Origin of the sequence: Paenibacillus albiflavus (assembly GCF_004344915.1) — a bacterium.
Taxonomy (GTDB): Bacteria; Bacillota; Bacilli; order Paenibacillales; family NBRC-103111; genus Paenibacillus_AM; species Paenibacillus_AM albiflavus.
The window spans coordinates 70,291-87,442 of record NZ_SKFG01000009.1 but is presented as its reverse complement, the minus strand read 5'-3'; the positions used below and the strand labels follow the sequence as shown (position 1 = coordinate 87,442).

Here is a 17,152-nt window from a genome sequence, read left to right as displayed (position 1 = left end):
ATTATATCACAATCAAAAAGATGGTGCTTTATCTGCTCAAAACAATAATGCTTGATTAATGATCACGATTCATCAAATAATCCGCAAATTCAAGAAGACGTGTTGGATTCGGAATGGTAGAATTCATAATCGCTGCTTTGGCTTCTTCCGTAAGCTGCGTCACCTTCTGCATAGATGCCTCTAGACCGATAAAATAAGGATATGTCACCTTACCCTGCTTCACATCACTGTTAATGTGTTTACCCAGCTTTGCTTCATCCCCAATTAAATCAAGAATGTCATCCTGGATTTGAAAAGCAAGTCCAATGCCATAACCAAAAGTAGTGAGCGCTTGCAATTGTTCTTCTGTCGCATCCGTAATCCGTGCGCCTGCTCTTAAGGAGAATACGATCAAATCGCTCGTTTTGTGCTGGTGAATATATTCTAGCTCTTCAAGCTTTGTTAGTCCTTGCTCCCCAAGCATATCAGCAGCTTGTCCGCCGACCATTCCTTTGGCACCGGCATAAGTTGCCAGCTCTTCAACAATCGCTAAAGTTTGGAACGGATTCACGCCATACTTGCGGTGGGACTGCACAATGCTGTAAAAAGCATGCGTCAATAATCCGTCACCTGCGAGTGTTGCCATTGCTTCTCCGTATACCTTATGATTTGTTAATTTACCTCGTCTGTATTCATCATTATCCATTGCAGGTAAATCATCGTGAATTAGTGAATAGGTGTGAATCATTTCAATCGCGCATGCAACAGGCATTGCCGCTTCATGAGAGCCACCTAAAGCTTCTGCCGCAGCAAGTACGAGGAGTGGACGAACTCGCTTCCCACCATTCATTAAGGAGTAATTCATCGATTCGCGGAGGGGCTGAGGAACATCCCATTCCACAGGCAAGCTTGACGCTAATGCCTCTTCAATTTGCATATTGCGCTCTGTCATATATTGTTTAAAGGAGTTCGGATCTGTGTTCACGAGTATGCCCCTTATTCTTCAACGTTTATTGGAAAAGGCTTAGTGGAAAGCCCGTTATCTTCTTCAACTAGCATTTCAATTTTACGTTCAACCTGCGCCAGCTTCTGGCTGCATAACTGCGACAGCTTCATGGACTCTTGATACAATTCAATCGCTTGCTCTAGCGGAACATCTCCGCTCTCTAACTGCGCTACGAGTGCTTCCAGCTTGTCCATCGCTTGTTCGAAGCTGAGCTCCTGCAGCTGCGTTTCCTTCTGCTCTTTACTCATCCTTATTCTCCTCCATTGACCATACATGACAATTCAGATGTCCATCGGTTAACCGGACTTTGACTAGATCGCCATTCTGGACCTTATTGATCGAATTTACAAGCTGGCTGCTTTCGTTATATACAAGTGAGTAGCCCCTTTGCATAACCTTAAGCGGGGATAGCGCATCGAGCTGTCTTACCTGCGAGAGAAAGGCTTGACGCCGCTCCGCCGTCAAGCGGTTCATCGCCAGCAGCAGCGCACGCTTCGCGCTGCTGCTCCGAAGCTTCGCCGCGCTGATCGCAGCGCGCGGCGAACGCGCTTCCATGCGGCGGATAAGCCGCATGTTGGCGTCAGCGGCCCGCGAGAGCCGCTGGCGCATTTGCATGGCAAGCTCTGCTGCCATGCGATCCAGCTGCTGCGTAGCCGGCAGCAGCAGTTGGCGACGCGGGCTCACCAGATATGGTGAGCGTCGCAAACGCTCCAGCGCCTCACGGCGGAGCTGGAGCCCCCGCTGCAGCGCCGAGCTTAGGCGCTGCTCGTGATCTGCCAGCTGCCGGCGTAGTTCCAGCTGGTGAGGGACGGCGAGCTCCGCCGCTGCGGTCGGCGTCGCTGCCCTAAGATCAGCAACGAAGTCGGCGATCGTGAAGTCGGTCTCATGACCGACTGCCGAGATGATCGGGATGCGCGATGCATGAATGCTCCGCGCCACAGCCTCTTCGTTGAAAGCCCACAACTCCTCAAGCGAGCCCCCGCCTCGACCAACAATCAGGACATCTACCTGAGTATTAGCGTTCATCGCTTCAATCGCTCGAACAATCGAAGGAACCGCTTGCTTTCCTTGAACAAGAACCGGATATACAAGCACGGGAACTGAAGGATATCGCCTTTGCAAAGTGGTCAGTATATCTCTAATCGCAGCGCCTGTAGGCGAGGTGATCACGCCTACCGTCTTCGGAAATCTCGGAATTTCCTTTTTGAAGTGATCTGCAAACAAGCCTTCGCCTTCAAGCTTCCGTTTTAGCTCTTCATAAGCCAAATATAAAGCCCCTATGCCATCCGGCTGCATTTCGCGCACATAGAACTGATATTGTCCATCCCGTTCATAGACAGACACGGCGCCTCTTGCGAGCACCCGTGTTCCCTCTCTTGGGATAAACATCAGCCTCTGATTATAGGAAGCGAACATGATCGTCTTGATTCGTGAATCTGCATCCTTCAAGGTAAAGTACATATGCCCTGAAGAATGACGAGTGAAATTGGAAATCTCACCGCTGAGCCAAACGTCCTGCAGCATATCATCATTCTCAAGCTGTAACTTAATGTAACGATTAAGTTCTTTAATCGTTAAAATTGTCCGTTCACGCATCTAACGATCACCTGCATTTCATACTACTATTTACCTACCTTAACGCTTTAGCTGCATTCACGGTATTCTGAAGAAGCATCGTGATGGTCATTGGTCCTACGACGCCTGGAACTGGCGTTATAGCGCCTGCAATGTCTTTGACCGCATCAAAATCTACATCTCCGCACAACTTGCCTTCTTCATTGCGATTCATGCCGACATCCATTACAACAGCGCCTGGTTTAACATGATCAGGTCCGATCAATTTGGCTTTACCTACTGCAACGACAAGTATGTCTGCTTGACGGGTAATTTCAGCCATATTCGGCGTACGGGAATGGCAGATTGTAACAGTAGCATGCTCTTGCAGCAGCAGCATTGCCATTGGCTTGCCAACGATATTGGAACGACCCACTACAACTGCATGCTTACCCGCAATATCCGCACCGATTCGTTTTAACACCTCAATGACACCTGCAGGCGTACATGGCTTGATTGTGCCTGGTTTGCCAATCATCAAGTTGCCCACATTTATTGGATGAAAGCAGTCAACATCTTTATGCGGTGCGATTTCGTCAACGACTTCTTCTTCATTAATAGTAGAAGGAAGCGGAGATTGGACTAGAATACCATGAATTTGGTCATCTGCATTTAACTGATGAATTAACTTAATTAATTCTGTCTGCGTTGTCTCAGCAGGCAGACGATGTACCACGGAATAGATGCCTACTTGATTGCATGACTTCTCTTTATTGTTCACATATACATGGGAAGCTGGGTCATCTCCAACGATAACAACGGCTAGACCTGGTGTGAGTCCTTGAGACACTAGCTTTGATACATCTTGTTTGATTTCTTCACGAATCGTAGCTACGATTTCCTTGCCGTTAATAACTCCATTTTGCACAATACAAGCCTCCCCATGATTCCAATTTCAGTCAGACTTATCCCAAATTGGACTTTTGTCTCTATTATGACTTCAGCCTAAGCTTCAGTTGATCTAATTGTTTAATCATATTGCCAAGTACACCATTGACGAATTTACCCGATTCATCTGTACCAAAATGCTTGGCAAGCTCAATCGCTTCGTTAACAACGACCTTCGCAGGCATGTCTTCCTTGTAGAGCATTTCATATGCGGCTAGTCTTAATACTTCGCGATCAATTCGAGACAAACGATCAAGCTTCCAACCTTTCAAGAACTCCGTTAGAAGATCATCGATTGTTTCTTTATGATTCAGCGTTCCTTCTACCAGCTCATATACATACTGCGGACTTACAGTAGGCTCAGAAAGCACAATTTCCCCTTCATTGTCGTTCTCAGCCTCGTGAATTGCGACTGCAATCGCATCCTCATGCGACACCTCTGTCATTCCAAGTTGATACAAGCTTTGCAGTGCAATTTCTCTGGCTACTCTACGCCTCATCCTATAATGCCTCCAATTGTCAATAGACTCTAACTAAAACCAAAAAAATCCATGGAAGATCCAAGGATTTCAGCGGAACATTTTCCATTTTTGCGAAAGATAATTTACGATGTCCTGAAACGGCACGATATCTTCCTTCTTTTCAACTTTACTGCCGATATAATACCCTACTGTTACGATAAATGCAAATATCATCGTATCCCAGAAGCCTACGATCAAATACAGAATACCGCAGATTATGCCACCGATAACACCGAGCAGCTTGCCGCGATGCGACTGCCATAATTCAGTCCACAATTCATTCCACATCTTATGTTCCTCCTATTCCACTCGACGAGCTGCAGCGGAGGATTGAACCGTATTGGCCACATACACAGACACAGATACGACAGGGTAGCCTGCGATTTCTTCGATTTGACTTTTAACAGCTGTTTGAATCTCATCCGTCAATTCAGGGATAGCACGCTCACCATCAACGATTGTACGAACTTCAATATCAAGCCCTGGCGGACTTACATGTACACGTACCTTTAAATCCTTAACTCCGCGAACTTTGGTCGCTGCCTTAAGAGATAAATTCTCGATTGTCTCAAGCGATATTCTGAACTCTCCAAGCTCAGTACGCTCAGCAATAAACGGAGCTTGTACCTGAGTTCTACGAATGGAAACATAAAGCAAACGAAGAGATATCAATGCCAAGACTGCCAATATCGCGATTGCTAAGTATGCAGTGAAAGGATCATGATAGACATCTTCAATAAATTTATGTACGCCATCCTTAGGAAGCCAAGCGAATGCAACCGTAAGTCCGATTATGGAACCAATTAGAATAACTAAACTGTAAATAAACAACAAGAATCGATCCAATATTTTTCCCAAAGCTGTAAGCTCCCTTCGTATCCGGATTTACAGGACTGATAATTAGAGGAAACCCCCTGCAATCAAGAGGGGGTTTGCAATTTAATTAGCAGACAAGCTAATGTTACTTAACTCGATTGACTGCTTCTTCTTCTTGTTTCTCTTGTTGTTTAAAATGAACATCAAGAATATGTACATTTACCTCAACTACTTGAAGACCTGTCATCGATTCAATCGTATTCTTAATATTGCTTTGAATGTTAGCTGATACCTCAGGAATTCGGTAACCAAATTCAATAACAACCGAAACATCAACTGCTGTTTCTTTCTGACCTACTTCAACCTTTACACCTTTTGCTAAGTTCTTTCTGCCTAGTAGTTCAGAAATACCTCCAGCAAAACCGCCGCTCATTCCAGCGACACCTGGTGTCTCTATGGTTGCCAGCCCTGCGATAACTTCGATTACTTCAGGAGCAATCTGAATGGAACCAAGATCAGTTTTGACATAATCTGGTGCTAATGTATCCACCCGTGAACACCTCCATTTCATTAAGCTAGGCCGTTCTCTTTAAATACTATACCATTTCCCTGTATTTATGACAAATTAGAAGAAAGGGTCTGATCTAGTATAAACTTAGGCTTTATATACATCATGCTCTTCCAAGAACTTGATATCGAAGTCTCCTGCAACAAATTTAGGATGCTCTAACAGCTGCAAGTGGAATGGGATTGTTGTCTGAACACCTTCGATTACAAATTCGTCTAGCGCACGTTTCATTCTCGCAATTGCTTCCTCACGTGTTGGTCCCCATACGATTAGCTTTGCAATCATAGAGTCATAATACGGTGGAATTTTGTAGCCTTGATACGCTGCTGAATCGATTCGAACTCCTGGTCCCCCTGCTGGAAGATAGAAGGTGATTTGACCTGCCGACGGCATAAAATTACGGCTTGGATCTTCTGCGTTGATACGACACTCAATAGACCAGCCATTAATTTGGATGTCCTCTTGCGTAAATGATAGAGGCTGTCCTTCTGCTACACAGATCATTTCTTTAATCAAATCAACACCTGTCACATATTCAGTTACAGGATGTTCAACCTGAATACGGGTATTCATCTCCATGAAGTAGAAGTTGCCGTCAGGACCTAATAGGAACTCAAGTGTCCCTGCCCCTGCGTAATTAACGGCTTTAGCTGCACGTACTGCTGCTTCTCCCATCGCTGTGCGAATCTCTGGCGTCAGAATCGAGCAAGGAGCTTCTTCAACCAGCTTCTGTCTACGACGCTGAACAGAGCAATCACGCTCTCCCAGATGAACGACATTACCATGTTTGTCAGCAATAATTTGAATCTCAACATGCTTCATGCCTGTTAAGAGCTTCTCTAAGTAAACGCCTGCATTACCAAAAGCATTCTGTGCCTCTTGCTGTGCATTCGTAATTTGCTTAATCAGCGATTCTTCATCTTCAGCGATGCGAATTCCTTTTCCTCCGCCACCAGCAGTAGCTTTGATAATAATCGGATATCCAATTTCCTTCCCTATTCGAATCGCTTCATCCAAATCTTGAATGATGCCATCTGAACCAGGAATGATCGGAACATTGGCTACTTTCATCGTCTGTTTTGCCATTGATTTATCACCCATGCGATTAATCGCATCTGGGGATGGACCGATAAATGTTATATTGCACATCTCGCAAATTTCTGCAAAAGTAGCATTCTCCGCAAGGAATCCATATCCAGGATGAATAGCATCTACCTCTGTTAAGGTAGCAACGCTCATAATGTTTGTATATTTCAAATAACTGTCCTGTGAGGATGCTGGTCCAATACAGTAAGCCTCGTCTGCCATTCTAACATGCAGCGCATCTCGATCTGCTTCTGAGAATACAGCTACTGTAGTGATGCCTAGCTCACGACAAGCACGGATAATTCGAACGGCAATTTCTCCGCGATTGGCAATAAGCACTTTGTTAAATTTCATCGTTATCCCTCCAAGCTTACTCTGGCTTTACTAGAAAGAGTGGCTGTCCGTACTCTACAAGCTGGCCATTTTCCACTAAGATTTCAACGATTTCACCTTTAACTTCAGCTTCAATCTCATTCATTAGCTTCATGGCTTCTACGATGCAGCAGATTGTTTTCTCATTCACTTTGGAGCCAGTAGATACAAATGGCGCTGCCCCTGGAGCAGATGCTTGATAGAAAGTCCCAACCATTGGTGAAACAATTGTATGTAATCCTGAAGTATCTTTATTAGCTGTGGAAGTACTAGCCATAACAGGCTCTACAACTGCACTTGGCGCTGGAGCAGCTTGCTGAACTGCTGGCGCAACACTCGTTTGCACAGTAGGTGCAGCAACAAATACAGATTCTGTTTTATTTCCTTTGCGGATAAACACTCTTGTTCCTTCATTCTCAATCTCAAGCTCTTGCAAGGATGTTTGGTCCATCAATTTCATTAGTTCTTTTATCTCACTTAACTTGAACAATGGGAGTCACTCCTTCTAAATTTAACAACAAACTTCTTCATTCAGGGCTCGTCCGAGGTATAAAGAATTCCTCTTGCGTAGCTATTATAGCATATTTGTTTTCTGAATACGCAAGTTATTATAATACACCTGTTTTGAACATTTCACCCCTTTTTTTTGAATAAGCACGGATAAACACAAAAATGATAGAAATAAAACACCCAAAAGCCCTTTCGGAATTTCTTTGCCGAAAGGGCCTTGTCAGCGTCCACCTGCGACTACTCTACAAGCTGAACACCTGCAAACTTATCTGCGCCAATATTCATCTCTTTCATAACTAAATCAATAATTGCAACTGCATCTTTCTTCTCCATTTTATCGGCTTGTACGGTAACTTTCCAGCGTCCATCATCACTTTGCTGAACAAGAGCATGTGGAAAGTCTTTGCCTAATGTTTCTTCGATCTGCTCTATTTTCGCTTGGGTTTCATCAATCCTTCTTATGTTATCCATTGCTTCGCCTACCGCTTCCTTCGTTTGATTCACATCCGTTGAAATCGTAATCCATTTATCAAGTTCTTTGGTAATTTTATCATGTCGTTCCATATCTTTCTGGATGAAATAATCTGTACCTGATACAGCTTTATCTGTTGCTTTTGAGATAATCTCGTCATCTGTCATTGTCGTTGCATCCATCTTGGTCTTATCCGTTCCCTGCACTGCTGCGGTATCCGTTGATTTATTAGGATCCTTCGTGTCTTCTCCTAGGATCGGATCCTTCTGCAGCTGAGCATTCTTGCCATCCTCTGTGATGTTCACCTTCGTCTGATTTTGCAGCGTTTGTTGATTCGCCATGCTCGCCAGTTTATCTGCATCCTCCGATCCTGAAGTGAATAAATAGTAAGCAGATAAAACCACCATCAAGCTAAGCATGGATACAAGCCAAATCGTTTGTCTCTTCGTGTTCATTGAACACCCTCCTCTTTATCATCAATAAGTTATTGTTTGCGCGGCCATACCGCTATGCGATGTGCGAGCACATCGACTCCTCTTTCGACAGCTTCGATAATCATTTTCTTAACTGCGGGATTCTCTGCGCCTTGTGCAACGACAATCACCCCCCTCACCTTCGGTTTAATATATTTCAATACATGAGGCTGCTGATTGCCTGAAACTTGAATGAGTACGGAATCATTCTTGCGCGTATTTTCAGTAATGGTTCGGCTGGCTCCGTTCGAATCGCGCTCATTCGTCACACTCTGGGTATCCTGCGTATTTTTGTCCACAATGACTTCCTCTGTAGACTCGATGGTTACCATAACTTCTGGATCACCAACACCAACAATCTTCTGCAAAATTTCACGCAATCGTTCCTCATACACTTCCTCATATTCACGGAAAGCAGAGTTGTCTTTGGCTTTGGCCGTAACTGGTGCGGTGATCTCCGCAGGAGGCGATGCCCTATCGGTTAGCGGATCAACCTCCTTCACACTTAGGAATGAATTCATAATCATAAGTGCAGCTCCCAGTAAAGCAATGAGCACGAGCCACATCAAGGTATGCGTTCGTTTGGTTCCACTCGGACCCGTTCCGAACCATTTCTCCATTTTGGACTTCCAATTCCCCATTTGCTCAATCACTCACTTTCGCGCTTCACTTTTGATTTATCCTCGTTTAGACTCTTTAGGTATAGCTTCTACCCTAATTTCAATTCGTTCGCTTGGGACACTCCAGTTACGTCCGATCAATTGCTTCACTTCTGTTTTCGCTTGTACCGATTCTTTGGTGTCCTCCATGGCAGTGTCTCTGGTTGTTCCACTTACTGGAGTATCCTTTCGATCCACCCGAATTTGGATATCCACTGGCTTAACCGGCTCGATTGATTTTGACTTGTTCGGTTCTGCAGATGTTGTTAGACTAGATGCCTTATCATGCATGACGACGCTAATATTCTTTATATAAGGCTTGCCTTCTGTATCCGTCGCGGTTAGAACGATAACTTGCTCGGCTTCATAAGCCGTCTCTGCTCGAATCGTCTCCTTGATCCCTTCAGCAATCTGTTTCTCTGCTAATAAGGTAGCTTGTTGATCCTGCGCGTCCTTCAATCGCAATCCTTGTTCATTAATCGCTTGTAGTGAGCCCTTCGGATTGTCGCTAAGACTTTTTCCCATACCTGCTTCTTTTTGCTCAACCTGCTTTTCTGCTTCTGCTAGCATCTGATCCACATTCCAGTTGCTTCGCAGTAATTCAAGTACCGGAGATAGCAAGGTAAGCAAAATGAATAGACTAAGGACGGTTTTGACATAACGCTGCATTTTGGTATTCGGAAGCAGCAAATCTATGAAGGCAGCAAACATTACAACTGTGATCACCATTTTCAGCCAATCATGAAACCATTGCATCGCTTCATTACCTCCAGGTACTAGCTATCTAACCATCACAGATAAGTTACCAGCTGCGATCATGACGGTAATGGAGAAGAAAAACATCAGTCCAACGGCTGCGAGAGCGGCAAATACATAGATCATGCTTTTGCCAATGGTTTTGAGACATGAAATCATCGGGTTATTGCCAATTGGCTGCATAATCGCTGCAGATAAATTAAAGATGATCGCTAAAGTTAATATTTTGAGTGCAGGGAACAGGCAGAGCATAATGATGATGACGATACCAGCAAGTCCAATGGCGTTCTTGACAAGTAATGATGCACCAATTACGGTTTCAGTCGCATCCGAGAACAATCTTCCAACGACTGGGACGAAGTTTCCCGTTATGAATTTGGCAGTCCGAATCGTAATTCCATCAGAAACGGCACCGAGCGAACCTTGAACTGTGATGACACTCATAAAGACAGTAACGAATATGCCAAGAGCGCCAACTCCGATATTGCGAAGTAAATTTGCTAACTGAGTCACTTTATATTTGTCTGATATGGCTGACACAATATGTAAAACGGCGGAGAAGAACAGCAGTGGAAACACGAAGAAGTAAATCATCGCTCCGACCGTGTGAATCATGAACACATTTAGTGGATGAAGCAAAGCTACTGAAGTTAAATCACCCATTGCGGACAATAAGGTTAGCAAGAGCGGAACGAGAGCGATCATGAAGTCAATCATGGATGTGATCGCATTCTTCGCATAGCCAATCGCAGATGAGAACGAATTAACCGCAATTATGATCAAGACGAGGTATGAGATCACGAATGCGATCGTGCTAACGGATTCTCTTTCAAATGAACTTTGAAGCGTCTGCAGCATCATGGCAAATACGGTTAAGATTACGATCGTAACTAGCAGCTTTCCGTTCGCAAGTACCTCATAAAAAATATACCGAAGCGTTCCTTTAAACACATTGCTAATGGATAGCCCTTGACCGCCGTTAGTAAGTAATTCCGTAAAGGAAGGCGTCTGCAACTCAGGAAAGAAATTTCCATTTTGTGACATTAATCGATCCCAATATTGCTCGATTGGCCCAGTATCAATCTGAGTGATTTGATCTTTGACAATTGCATCACTTGGACTTGCAGCAAGTGCAACATTCGAAAGAGTTAGGAGGCTTATCATGATAATGATCATGATGGCTATTCTTTTATATAGCGAGCGATAAATCATTTGGCGACTTGGCATCCTTATTCACTCCTAAGTTGGCAACAGGTTGAGCACCGTCTCGATAATGACGGTTACAATCGGAATCGCCATAACCATGATGAGTATTTTACCTGAGAGCTCAATTTTGGAAGCTACGGATTCAAGTCCTGCATCACGTACAATCTGTGCGCCAAACTCAGCGATATATGCGATTCCGATAATCTTGAGAATCGTCTTGAGGAACACCATATTTACGCCAGATTGAACAGCTAGATCTTCAAGCACTTGAATAACAGAAGAAATTTTCCCAATCAGAAACAGGAAGATCATAATGCCAGTAAAGGCGGTGAGCAAAAAAGCAAACATCGGTTTCTGTTCTTTGATAATAAGAACCAGCACAGTGACAAGTAATCCTAGACCAACAACTTGAATAATTTCCATAAGCTACTGGAACAAAAAAATCGTTTTGATCTCTTTGAATAAGTTGCTAAGCAGGGACACGACCATGAACAGAACGACGACGAATCCAATCAAAGTTACCCAATGTGCCATATCCTCTTTGCCCATTTGCTTCAGAACCGTGTGCATCATCGCAATAATAATTCCGATACCTGCAATCTGAAAAATCGTATTAACATCTACGTTCATAATCAGCACCCCACCTAGTACATCAAAATGACCGCTAACGCGCCGACGAGCACACCTAGACTTCGCCACATCTTCTCGTAGCGTCTTTGATCTTCGAGTGCTGCCGCCTCTTCAACCTGGAGCTGACTTGCAGCTAGACGAAGATGCTTTACTTGATCGGTGCTATCTGATCGACCAAGCATATAACCAAGCTCAAGTGTAATTTCCTTCTCAACCTTTTTCATGGATGAACGATTCCAAGTCTCGCCAATCACACCTTCCCAAATCTCACGCATGGATCGTCCATCACGTGCTCGTAGCTCTGTTCCTGCTCTGCTTAACATCCCCGAGATCGGTTCGGCTGATTGTCTGCTAACGGTAAGCAGAGCATCTGGAAGAGGGGTCAGCCCATAACTTACTTCTGTCTCCAGACGCTGAATGACACCGATGAGTTGGCGAATTTGTTTCGGTCTACGAGCATATTGCATCGCTTGATAGAATCCAAACATCGTGCCAGCAAATAAGAGAAATACAGAACCCATTAATTTCAGCAGCATTAGACTCAGCCTTTCTCTATGCGATAAACAGAACCAGAAGAAACGGCATCACCGTCTTTAATAGACGGAGCGTTTCTTAGAGTGATACTTAGAATTTATTAGACGAATGTTATAAATTCTATATCACGGAACAAGCTGGCCCTCCCCATCGTAAATCTGAAATGATCGTTCTATGCCTCGCCTTAGAGAGAGTACAACATAGCGTGTGAATAACTTCTCTGCGATTAGCTCTCGAAGGACTGGTCTTAATTTAATGTCTGCCATTCCATAGCCATGGGCTGTTGCAATGACGCTTATCCCCCCATGTAACGCTTCATGTAAAGCTTCTGCGTCTTCTGGTCTACCAATCTCGTCCACTACGATCAATTCAGGGGATAACGATCGAATCATCATCATCATGCCTTCAGCTTTGGGACAACCATCGAGCACATCTGTACGCGGACCAAGATCAAATTTGGGTACACCCTTCACGGAAGCTGCAATCTCTGAACGTTCATCCACAACTCCCACCTTGAGACCGCGAGGTATGCCTTGGAGTGCTGTCTTATCACCAGCTGAGATCGTTCTTGCCAAATCTCGTAATAAGGTTGTTTTACCCTGCTGAGGAGGTGAGACAATCAAGGTGTTATGAATTCGTCTTTCAATCGGATCGATCAAGTGAGGAAGAATGATCTTGCCTACGCCAACGATTTCTCTAGCAACCCGTATGTTGAAAGAGCTAACATCTCGAATGGTTCGGACTCGTCCAGCCTCAAGTACCGTCCTTCCAGCCAGTCCAACTCTGTGACCGCCTGCAATCGTAATGAAGCCCCTTCGAAGCTCTTCTTCGAACGAGTAGACAGAATGATTGGTCAATAACTCAAGCAGAATTGCGCATTCTTCACTCGTTGGGATATAAGCTCCAAGCGGATCTCTCACAAGTCCTGATTCTTTGGTGACAAACGAATAATCACCAGCCCATGATATCTCGAGCGGCCTTTCCTCTCGGATGCGAATCTCTTCCAGCTTTGTTCTGATCGAGTTTGGTAGATTTGCAATAATTTTTTTCAGAGAGTGGGGTAAGAGACTTAGAATTGAATCCAGCATGATATGAAATCCTCCAAGTTTGTCCAATCTGTTTATTCATATGTATGTCCTATCAATCTCATTTATTACTTGCTTTTTAGCACCCCGATAAAGATGCAGGCAACTCCTGCAAGTACCCACAGCATTTTGGAAAATGATAGTTTCTCAGCAAGCCCTGCTAGACCGATGCTTGTAGTCGTCAGTAATACGATAGGACCTACTAAAGCAAGTGCAGAGTTTACTAGCAATGCACGATCAACTTGAGCCAAACGAAGCATGATGATCGCTGCGATGATTTCAATGCTGCCTGATAGTAAACGAAGCGTTGCCATGCTGAGCACGATTTTGCTCATATGTATCCCCCCATATTCAAATTTGCTTATTAAATAAATTGACACTGCGTTCGTCATACTCATGTAAGTTGCTTGTACATCCTAGCTTATGCAAGAGCCTTGTCGTTTAGGATAGTTTGTACAATTCTTAGAACTCATGGAAGAGCACCTCTCTAGGCATCCGTGCATAAGATACCCAATAAATAACCTAAGTTGACTTATGAGGAGATTCCTATGAACCGTACAATAACTGAATTGAAATGGCCTGCACACTTGCTTGACCCTTCTGTATGCAGACTCACCAAGCCAAGAGAGCTTGGCCAAACGATGATCATTGACAAAGGACTTGGCCTAAATGCCTATTCCGATTTACTAGAAACAGCAGCTAACCATATAGACATGATCAAAATCGGGTTTGGAACAGCACCTCTATATCCGACCAATCTCTTGATGCAAAAAATAGAATTAGCCAAGGAAAACGGAATTCTGATTTATCCTGGAGGCACTTTCCTTGAGCTGGCTGTTATCCAAAATGTTGCGGATGAATTTATCGAAACGATTACTTCCTTTGGATTTACAGGTCTTGAGGTGTCTGATGGGACAATCGAGATGGATCGTGACACTCGAAGCAGGTTAATCAAGCGGGGAATTGATCAAGGTTTACAGGTAAACACAGAGTATGGTAAGAAATGCTGGGGCTCAAGCATAGAAATCGAAACCTTATTACGAACAATTGAAGAAGATTTAGAGGCAGGTGCATCGCTAGTCACGATTGAAGCACGCGAGTCCGGTACTGGAGTCGGAATCTTCGATGGCAATGGACAATGTAAAGAAGAGGATCTAAAGCAAATCTTAAGCCGACTGACAAACAGCGATAGTCTGCTATGGGAAGCACCGCTTAAGGATCAGCAGGTAAAATTACTTATGGAATTAGGTTCAACTGTGAATCTAGGGAATATACCGCCACAAGAGATCATCTCATTGGAAGCTATGAGAAGGGGGCTCCGTTCAGATACTTTAATGATGATGCAGAAGAGAGGGAACAAGGAGTAGATTGAATGCGAATCGAGGTCATAGCAAGCGTTAATGAAATAAAATCAGAAGATGTGATCAATAAGACAGCGATCGTCATCGATGCACTCAGAGCGTCCACTGTCATTGTTACTGCTTTGGACCATGGCGCCACTTCTGTCACTGCCGCTGACACGATGGGCTCAGCGATCCAGCATTGTCATGAAGGAGCCCTTCTTGGTGGAGAACGGTATTGTCGCAAAATTACCGGATTCGATCTTGGCAACTCTCCCCTTGAATATGGAACTGATGTTGTCCAAGGCAAACATGTCATACTGACAACCACCAATGGAACCAGGTGCTTGCAAAAAGCGAGCAAAGCTGCCACATTGCTAGTAGGAGCATTCATTAATGGAAAGGCTTGCGCGCAAGCAGCAAGTCAATTCAAACGCGACATCGTCATTGTATGTGCAGGAACAAATCAATTATTCGCATGGGAAGATGGACTATGCGCAGGATACATTACCAATGAACTCAGCACTTATTATGAGGACGACTCGTTTATGGTTAATGATCTGGGCTTAGCGATGCTTTCAAGCTTTCGGGAAGAGCAGCATGATATTCAAGGAGCGCTTATGCGAGCACAATCTGGTATAAGGTTATGCAAAATAGGCTTCCATGAAGATGTCAAATACTGCGCAGCTCTAGACCGCACGCAGCTTGTTCCAATTATGCAGGACGGACTTCTAGTCCCATTAGAAGCTAACCCACGTTCTAAATCATCTGCACACTCATAAACTAAGTGAAGAGCGTGTTCTTACTACAGGTTGGAACACGCTCTAAATTCCAAGTAAGAGGGACATGCAGATGAACGGAGAAATTGTACTGCTTATTCTAATTATTATCGGGCTTATCGGACGTTCACCTATTATTACGACTGCAGCCTGTATTCTACTTATTATCAAGCTCATTTCACTTGAACGTTTCTTGCCAACGATAGAACGCAGAGGACTTGAGCTCGGACTGCTTTTTCTAACGATGGGCGTGCTTGTGCCTTTTGCCTCGGGACGTATCGCTTTTAAAGACTTGACCGCCGTAATTACAAGTGTTCCAGGTCTCATCGCCCTTACAGGCGGTGCGCTTGCATCCTATCTGAACGGAAGAGGTTTGGATCTATTAAAAATAGACCCACAACTTGTTGTGGGCCTTGTCATTGGTTCTATTCTGGGCATCATATTCTTTCGCGGAATACCAGTCGGACCCTTAATGGCCGCTGGTATCACCATGGTGATTATGAAGCTCGTATTTTTTATTTGGGGCAAATAACGAGACAACGAACTATCTGCGATCAGCCGGACCACCAACGAAAACTTGATCAGCTGTATCCAAATCGTACGCTGTATGTAGCCCTTTAACCACATCTTCTAAATACTGAATATCGATTACACAGGACATTTTGATTTCCGATGTACTTACCATGTTGATAGAAGCGCCTAGTGAGGAAATCACCTCAAACATTTTGGCAGCTACTCCCGGCGTACTTACCATACCAGCTCCAACAATGGAGACTTTTACAAGATTATCTTCTGAAGTTACCTCACGGAATCCAACTTCTGCTTGAATTCCTTCGATTACATTTACAGCTCTCTCACGATCTGTTAAAGAACAGCTGAAGGAGAAATCAGCAAGGCCCTTCATAACACCGCTCTGTACAATAATATCTACATCAATTTGCGCCTCAGCAAGCGTTGTAAATACTTTAGCTAATTGACCTGGTCTTTCAGGAACTCCAAGAATGCTTACTCTTGCAATATTCTTATCAAACGCGATTCCGCGAACCACAATTCCTTGCTCCATACTAGCAACCTCCTTCACGCTGGTACCTTCATTCTGTGTAAAGCTTGATCTAACAACAAGTGCCACATTATAATTCTTAGCATATTCAACAGCTCGAGGATGCAATACCGCTGCACCAAGATTAGCAAGCTCAAGCATTTCATCATACGAAATATCTGTTAATTTGCGAGCGCATTTGACAATACGCGGATCAGTCGAATAAATTCCGTCAACATCGGTGTAAATCTCACATAAATCGGCTTTAATCGCCGCTGCCAGTGCAACTGCCGTTGTATCTGACCCTCCGCGTCCAAGCGTAGTAATCTCACCATCTTCCGTCATCCCTTGGAATCCAGCCACAATTACAACTTGATCGTTATCTATCGCTTTAAGTACACGATGTGGATCAATATCCGTAATTCGCGCTTTACCATGAACTGACTCTGTGATCATACCGCATTGCCAGCCTGTGTATGAAACCGCGCGATCACCTAAACTGTGAATGGCCATAGCCAATAAGGAGACTGACACCTGCTCACCTGTCGTTAAAAGCATATCCATCTCTCTAGCTGGCGGTATTCCATCACATATTTGCTTCGATAGATCTATAAGTTCATCCGTTGTATCTCCCATTGCAGAGACAACAACTACAATTGAATGACCTTCCGCTTTACGTTCTACAATACGTTTGGCAACACGCTTCATACGTTCTGGTGTTCCAACAGAGCTTCCCCCAAACTTCATCACGATCAAAGACAAAGCTGTTCACTCCCCAATGTCAAATTCTTAGAATCCTGAAAATGATTCTTTATATAA

General features: G+C 44.1%; 23 protein-coding genes. 3 read left to right on the top strand and 20 right to left on the bottom strand.

Annotated features, from left to right (window positions below; translation table 11 throughout):
• Positions 1–55 precede the first annotated feature (55 nt).
• The 19 genes from E0485_RS10715 to E0485_RS10625 all read right to left on the bottom strand — a co-directional run bounded on the left by E0485_RS10715 (position 56) and on the right by E0485_RS10625 (position 13,510).
• Complete coding sequence (locus E0485_RS10715; protein WP_407944845.1) at positions 56–979, bottom strand: polyprenyl synthetase family protein; 924 nt, start codon at positions 977–979, stop codon at positions 56–58.
• Entirely contained in the window at positions 976–1,233 is a 258-nt protein-coding gene (gene xseB / locus E0485_RS10710) for an exodeoxyribonuclease VII small subunit (RefSeq protein WP_132418031.1), read from the bottom strand. Before xseB ends, E0485_RS10715 begins: the two co-directional genes overlap by 4 nt.
• Positions 1,226–2,581: an exodeoxyribonuclease VII large subunit gene (xseA, locus tag E0485_RS10705; protein WP_132418030.1), complete on the bottom strand. Its 1,356-nt coding sequence runs from the start codon at positions 2,579–2,581 to the stop codon at positions 1,226–1,228. Before xseA ends, xseB begins: the two co-directional genes overlap by 8 nt.
• Before the next feature lie 34 nt (positions 2,582–2,615).
• Positions 2,616–3,467, bottom strand: coding sequence for a bifunctional methylenetetrahydrofolate dehydrogenase/methenyltetrahydrofolate cyclohydrolase FolD (gene folD, locus E0485_RS10700; protein WP_132418029.1), 852 nt, complete (start codon positions 3,465–3,467; stop codon positions 2,616–2,618).
• Between the two features lie 64 nt (positions 3,468–3,531).
• Positions 3,532–3,987, bottom strand: a complete 456-nt coding sequence (nusB, locus tag E0485_RS10695; RefSeq protein WP_132418028.1) for a transcription antitermination factor NusB — start codon at positions 3,985–3,987, stop codon at positions 3,532–3,534.
• Positions 3,988–4,056: 69 nt separating this feature from the next.
• On the bottom strand, positions 4,057–4,296 hold the full coding sequence (locus E0485_RS10690) for a DUF2273 domain-containing protein (protein ID WP_207910961.1): 240 nt from the start codon (positions 4,294–4,296) through the stop codon (positions 4,057–4,059).
• A 12-nt stretch (positions 4,297–4,308) separates the two neighbouring features.
• Positions 4,309–4,866, bottom strand: coding sequence for an alkaline shock response membrane anchor protein AmaP (gene amaP, locus E0485_RS10685; RefSeq protein WP_132418027.1), 558 nt, complete (start codon positions 4,864–4,866; stop codon positions 4,309–4,311).
• 103 nt (positions 4,867–4,969) lie between these two features.
• Positions 4,970–5,374, bottom strand: a complete 405-nt coding sequence (locus E0485_RS10680) for an Asp23/Gls24 family envelope stress response protein (protein WP_207910960.1) — start codon at positions 5,372–5,374, stop codon at positions 4,970–4,972.
• A gap of 105 nt (positions 5,375–5,479) precedes the next feature.
• Complete coding sequence (gene accC, locus E0485_RS10675; RefSeq protein ID WP_132418025.1) at positions 5,480–6,832, bottom strand: acetyl-CoA carboxylase biotin carboxylase subunit; 1,353 nt, start codon at positions 6,830–6,832, stop codon at positions 5,480–5,482.
• Positions 6,833–6,848: 16 nt separating this feature from the next.
• The gene (accB, locus tag E0485_RS10670; RefSeq protein WP_132418024.1) at positions 6,849–7,340 is read right to left on the bottom strand and encodes an acetyl-CoA carboxylase biotin carboxyl carrier protein; all 492 of its coding nucleotides are present in this window, start codon (positions 7,338–7,340) and stop codon (positions 6,849–6,851) included.
• Between the two features lie 257 nt (positions 7,341–7,597).
• Positions 7,598–8,287, bottom strand: a complete 690-nt coding sequence (locus tag E0485_RS10665) for a SpoIIIAH-like family protein (protein WP_132418023.1) — start codon at positions 8,285–8,287, stop codon at positions 7,598–7,600.
• Between the two features lie 29 nt (positions 8,288–8,316).
• Positions 8,317–8,946 carry a stage III sporulation protein AG gene (gene spoIIIAG, locus E0485_RS10660; protein ID WP_132418022.1) on the bottom strand — a complete coding sequence of 210 codons (630 nt, stop codon included), beginning with the start codon at positions 8,944–8,946 and terminating at the stop codon, positions 8,317–8,319.
• Between the two features lie 36 nt (positions 8,947–8,982).
• The gene (spoIIIAF, locus tag E0485_RS10655) at positions 8,983–9,720 is read right to left on the bottom strand and encodes a stage III sporulation protein AF (RefSeq protein ID WP_132418021.1); all 738 of its coding nucleotides are present in this window, start codon (positions 9,718–9,720) and stop codon (positions 8,983–8,985) included.
• 24 nt (positions 9,721–9,744) lie between these two features.
• Complete coding sequence (spoIIIAE, locus tag E0485_RS10650) at positions 9,745–10,947, bottom strand: stage III sporulation protein AE (RefSeq protein ID WP_235857528.1); 1,203 nt, start codon at positions 10,945–10,947, stop codon at positions 9,745–9,747.
• Positions 10,948–10,959: 12 nt separating this feature from the next.
• On the bottom strand, positions 10,960–11,349 hold the full coding sequence (spoIIIAD, locus tag E0485_RS10645; RefSeq protein ID WP_132418020.1) for a stage III sporulation protein AD: 390 nt from the start codon (positions 11,347–11,349) through the stop codon (positions 10,960–10,962).
• A 3-nt stretch (positions 11,350–11,352) separates the two neighbouring features.
• A complete protein-coding gene (spoIIIAC, locus tag E0485_RS10640) occupies positions 11,353–11,556 on the bottom strand; it encodes a stage III sporulation protein AC (RefSeq protein ID WP_132418019.1) in 204 nt (67 codons plus the stop codon).
• A 14-nt stretch (positions 11,557–11,570) separates the two neighbouring features.
• Positions 11,571–12,092, bottom strand: a complete 522-nt coding sequence (spoIIIAB, locus tag E0485_RS10635; RefSeq protein WP_132418018.1) for a stage III sporulation protein SpoIIIAB — start codon at positions 12,090–12,092, stop codon at positions 11,571–11,573.
• 123 nt (positions 12,093–12,215) lie between these two features.
• Positions 12,216–13,178, bottom strand: a complete 963-nt coding sequence (gene spoIIIAA, locus E0485_RS10630) for a stage III sporulation protein AA (RefSeq protein WP_132418017.1) — start codon at positions 13,176–13,178, stop codon at positions 12,216–12,218.
• Positions 13,179–13,243: 65 nt separating this feature from the next.
• Positions 13,244–13,510, bottom strand: a complete 267-nt coding sequence (locus tag E0485_RS10625; RefSeq protein WP_132418016.1) for a YqhV family protein — start codon at positions 13,508–13,510, stop codon at positions 13,244–13,246.
• Between the two features lie 213 nt (positions 13,511–13,723).
• On the opposite strand from E0485_RS10625, the gene comA reads away from it, so the two are divergent.
• The 3 genes from comA to E0485_RS10610 all read left to right on the top strand — a co-directional run bounded on the left by comA (position 13,724) and on the right by E0485_RS10610 (position 15,826).
• The gene (gene comA, locus E0485_RS10620; protein WP_132418015.1) at positions 13,724–14,542 is read left to right on the top strand and encodes a phosphosulfolactate synthase; all 819 of its coding nucleotides are present in this window, start codon (positions 13,724–13,726) and stop codon (positions 14,540–14,542) included.
• Positions 14,543–14,547: 5 nt separating this feature from the next.
• On the top strand, positions 14,548–15,297 hold the full coding sequence (locus E0485_RS10615) for a 2-phosphosulfolactate phosphatase (RefSeq protein ID WP_132418014.1): 750 nt from the start codon (positions 14,548–14,550) through the stop codon (positions 15,295–15,297).
• A gap of 70 nt (positions 15,298–15,367) precedes the next feature.
• Complete coding sequence (locus E0485_RS10610; protein WP_132418013.1) at positions 15,368–15,826, top strand: DUF441 domain-containing protein; 459 nt, start codon at positions 15,368–15,370, stop codon at positions 15,824–15,826.
• A gap of 12 nt (positions 15,827–15,838) precedes the next feature.
• Here the strand turns inward: E0485_RS10610 and E0485_RS10605 are convergent, their stop codons facing one another.
• Positions 15,839–17,095 (bottom strand): aspartate kinase, encoded by a 1,257-nt coding sequence (locus tag E0485_RS10605; protein ID WP_132418012.1) that lies wholly within the window; start codon positions 17,093–17,095, stop codon positions 15,839–15,841.
• Positions 17,096–17,152 lie beyond the last annotated feature (57 nt).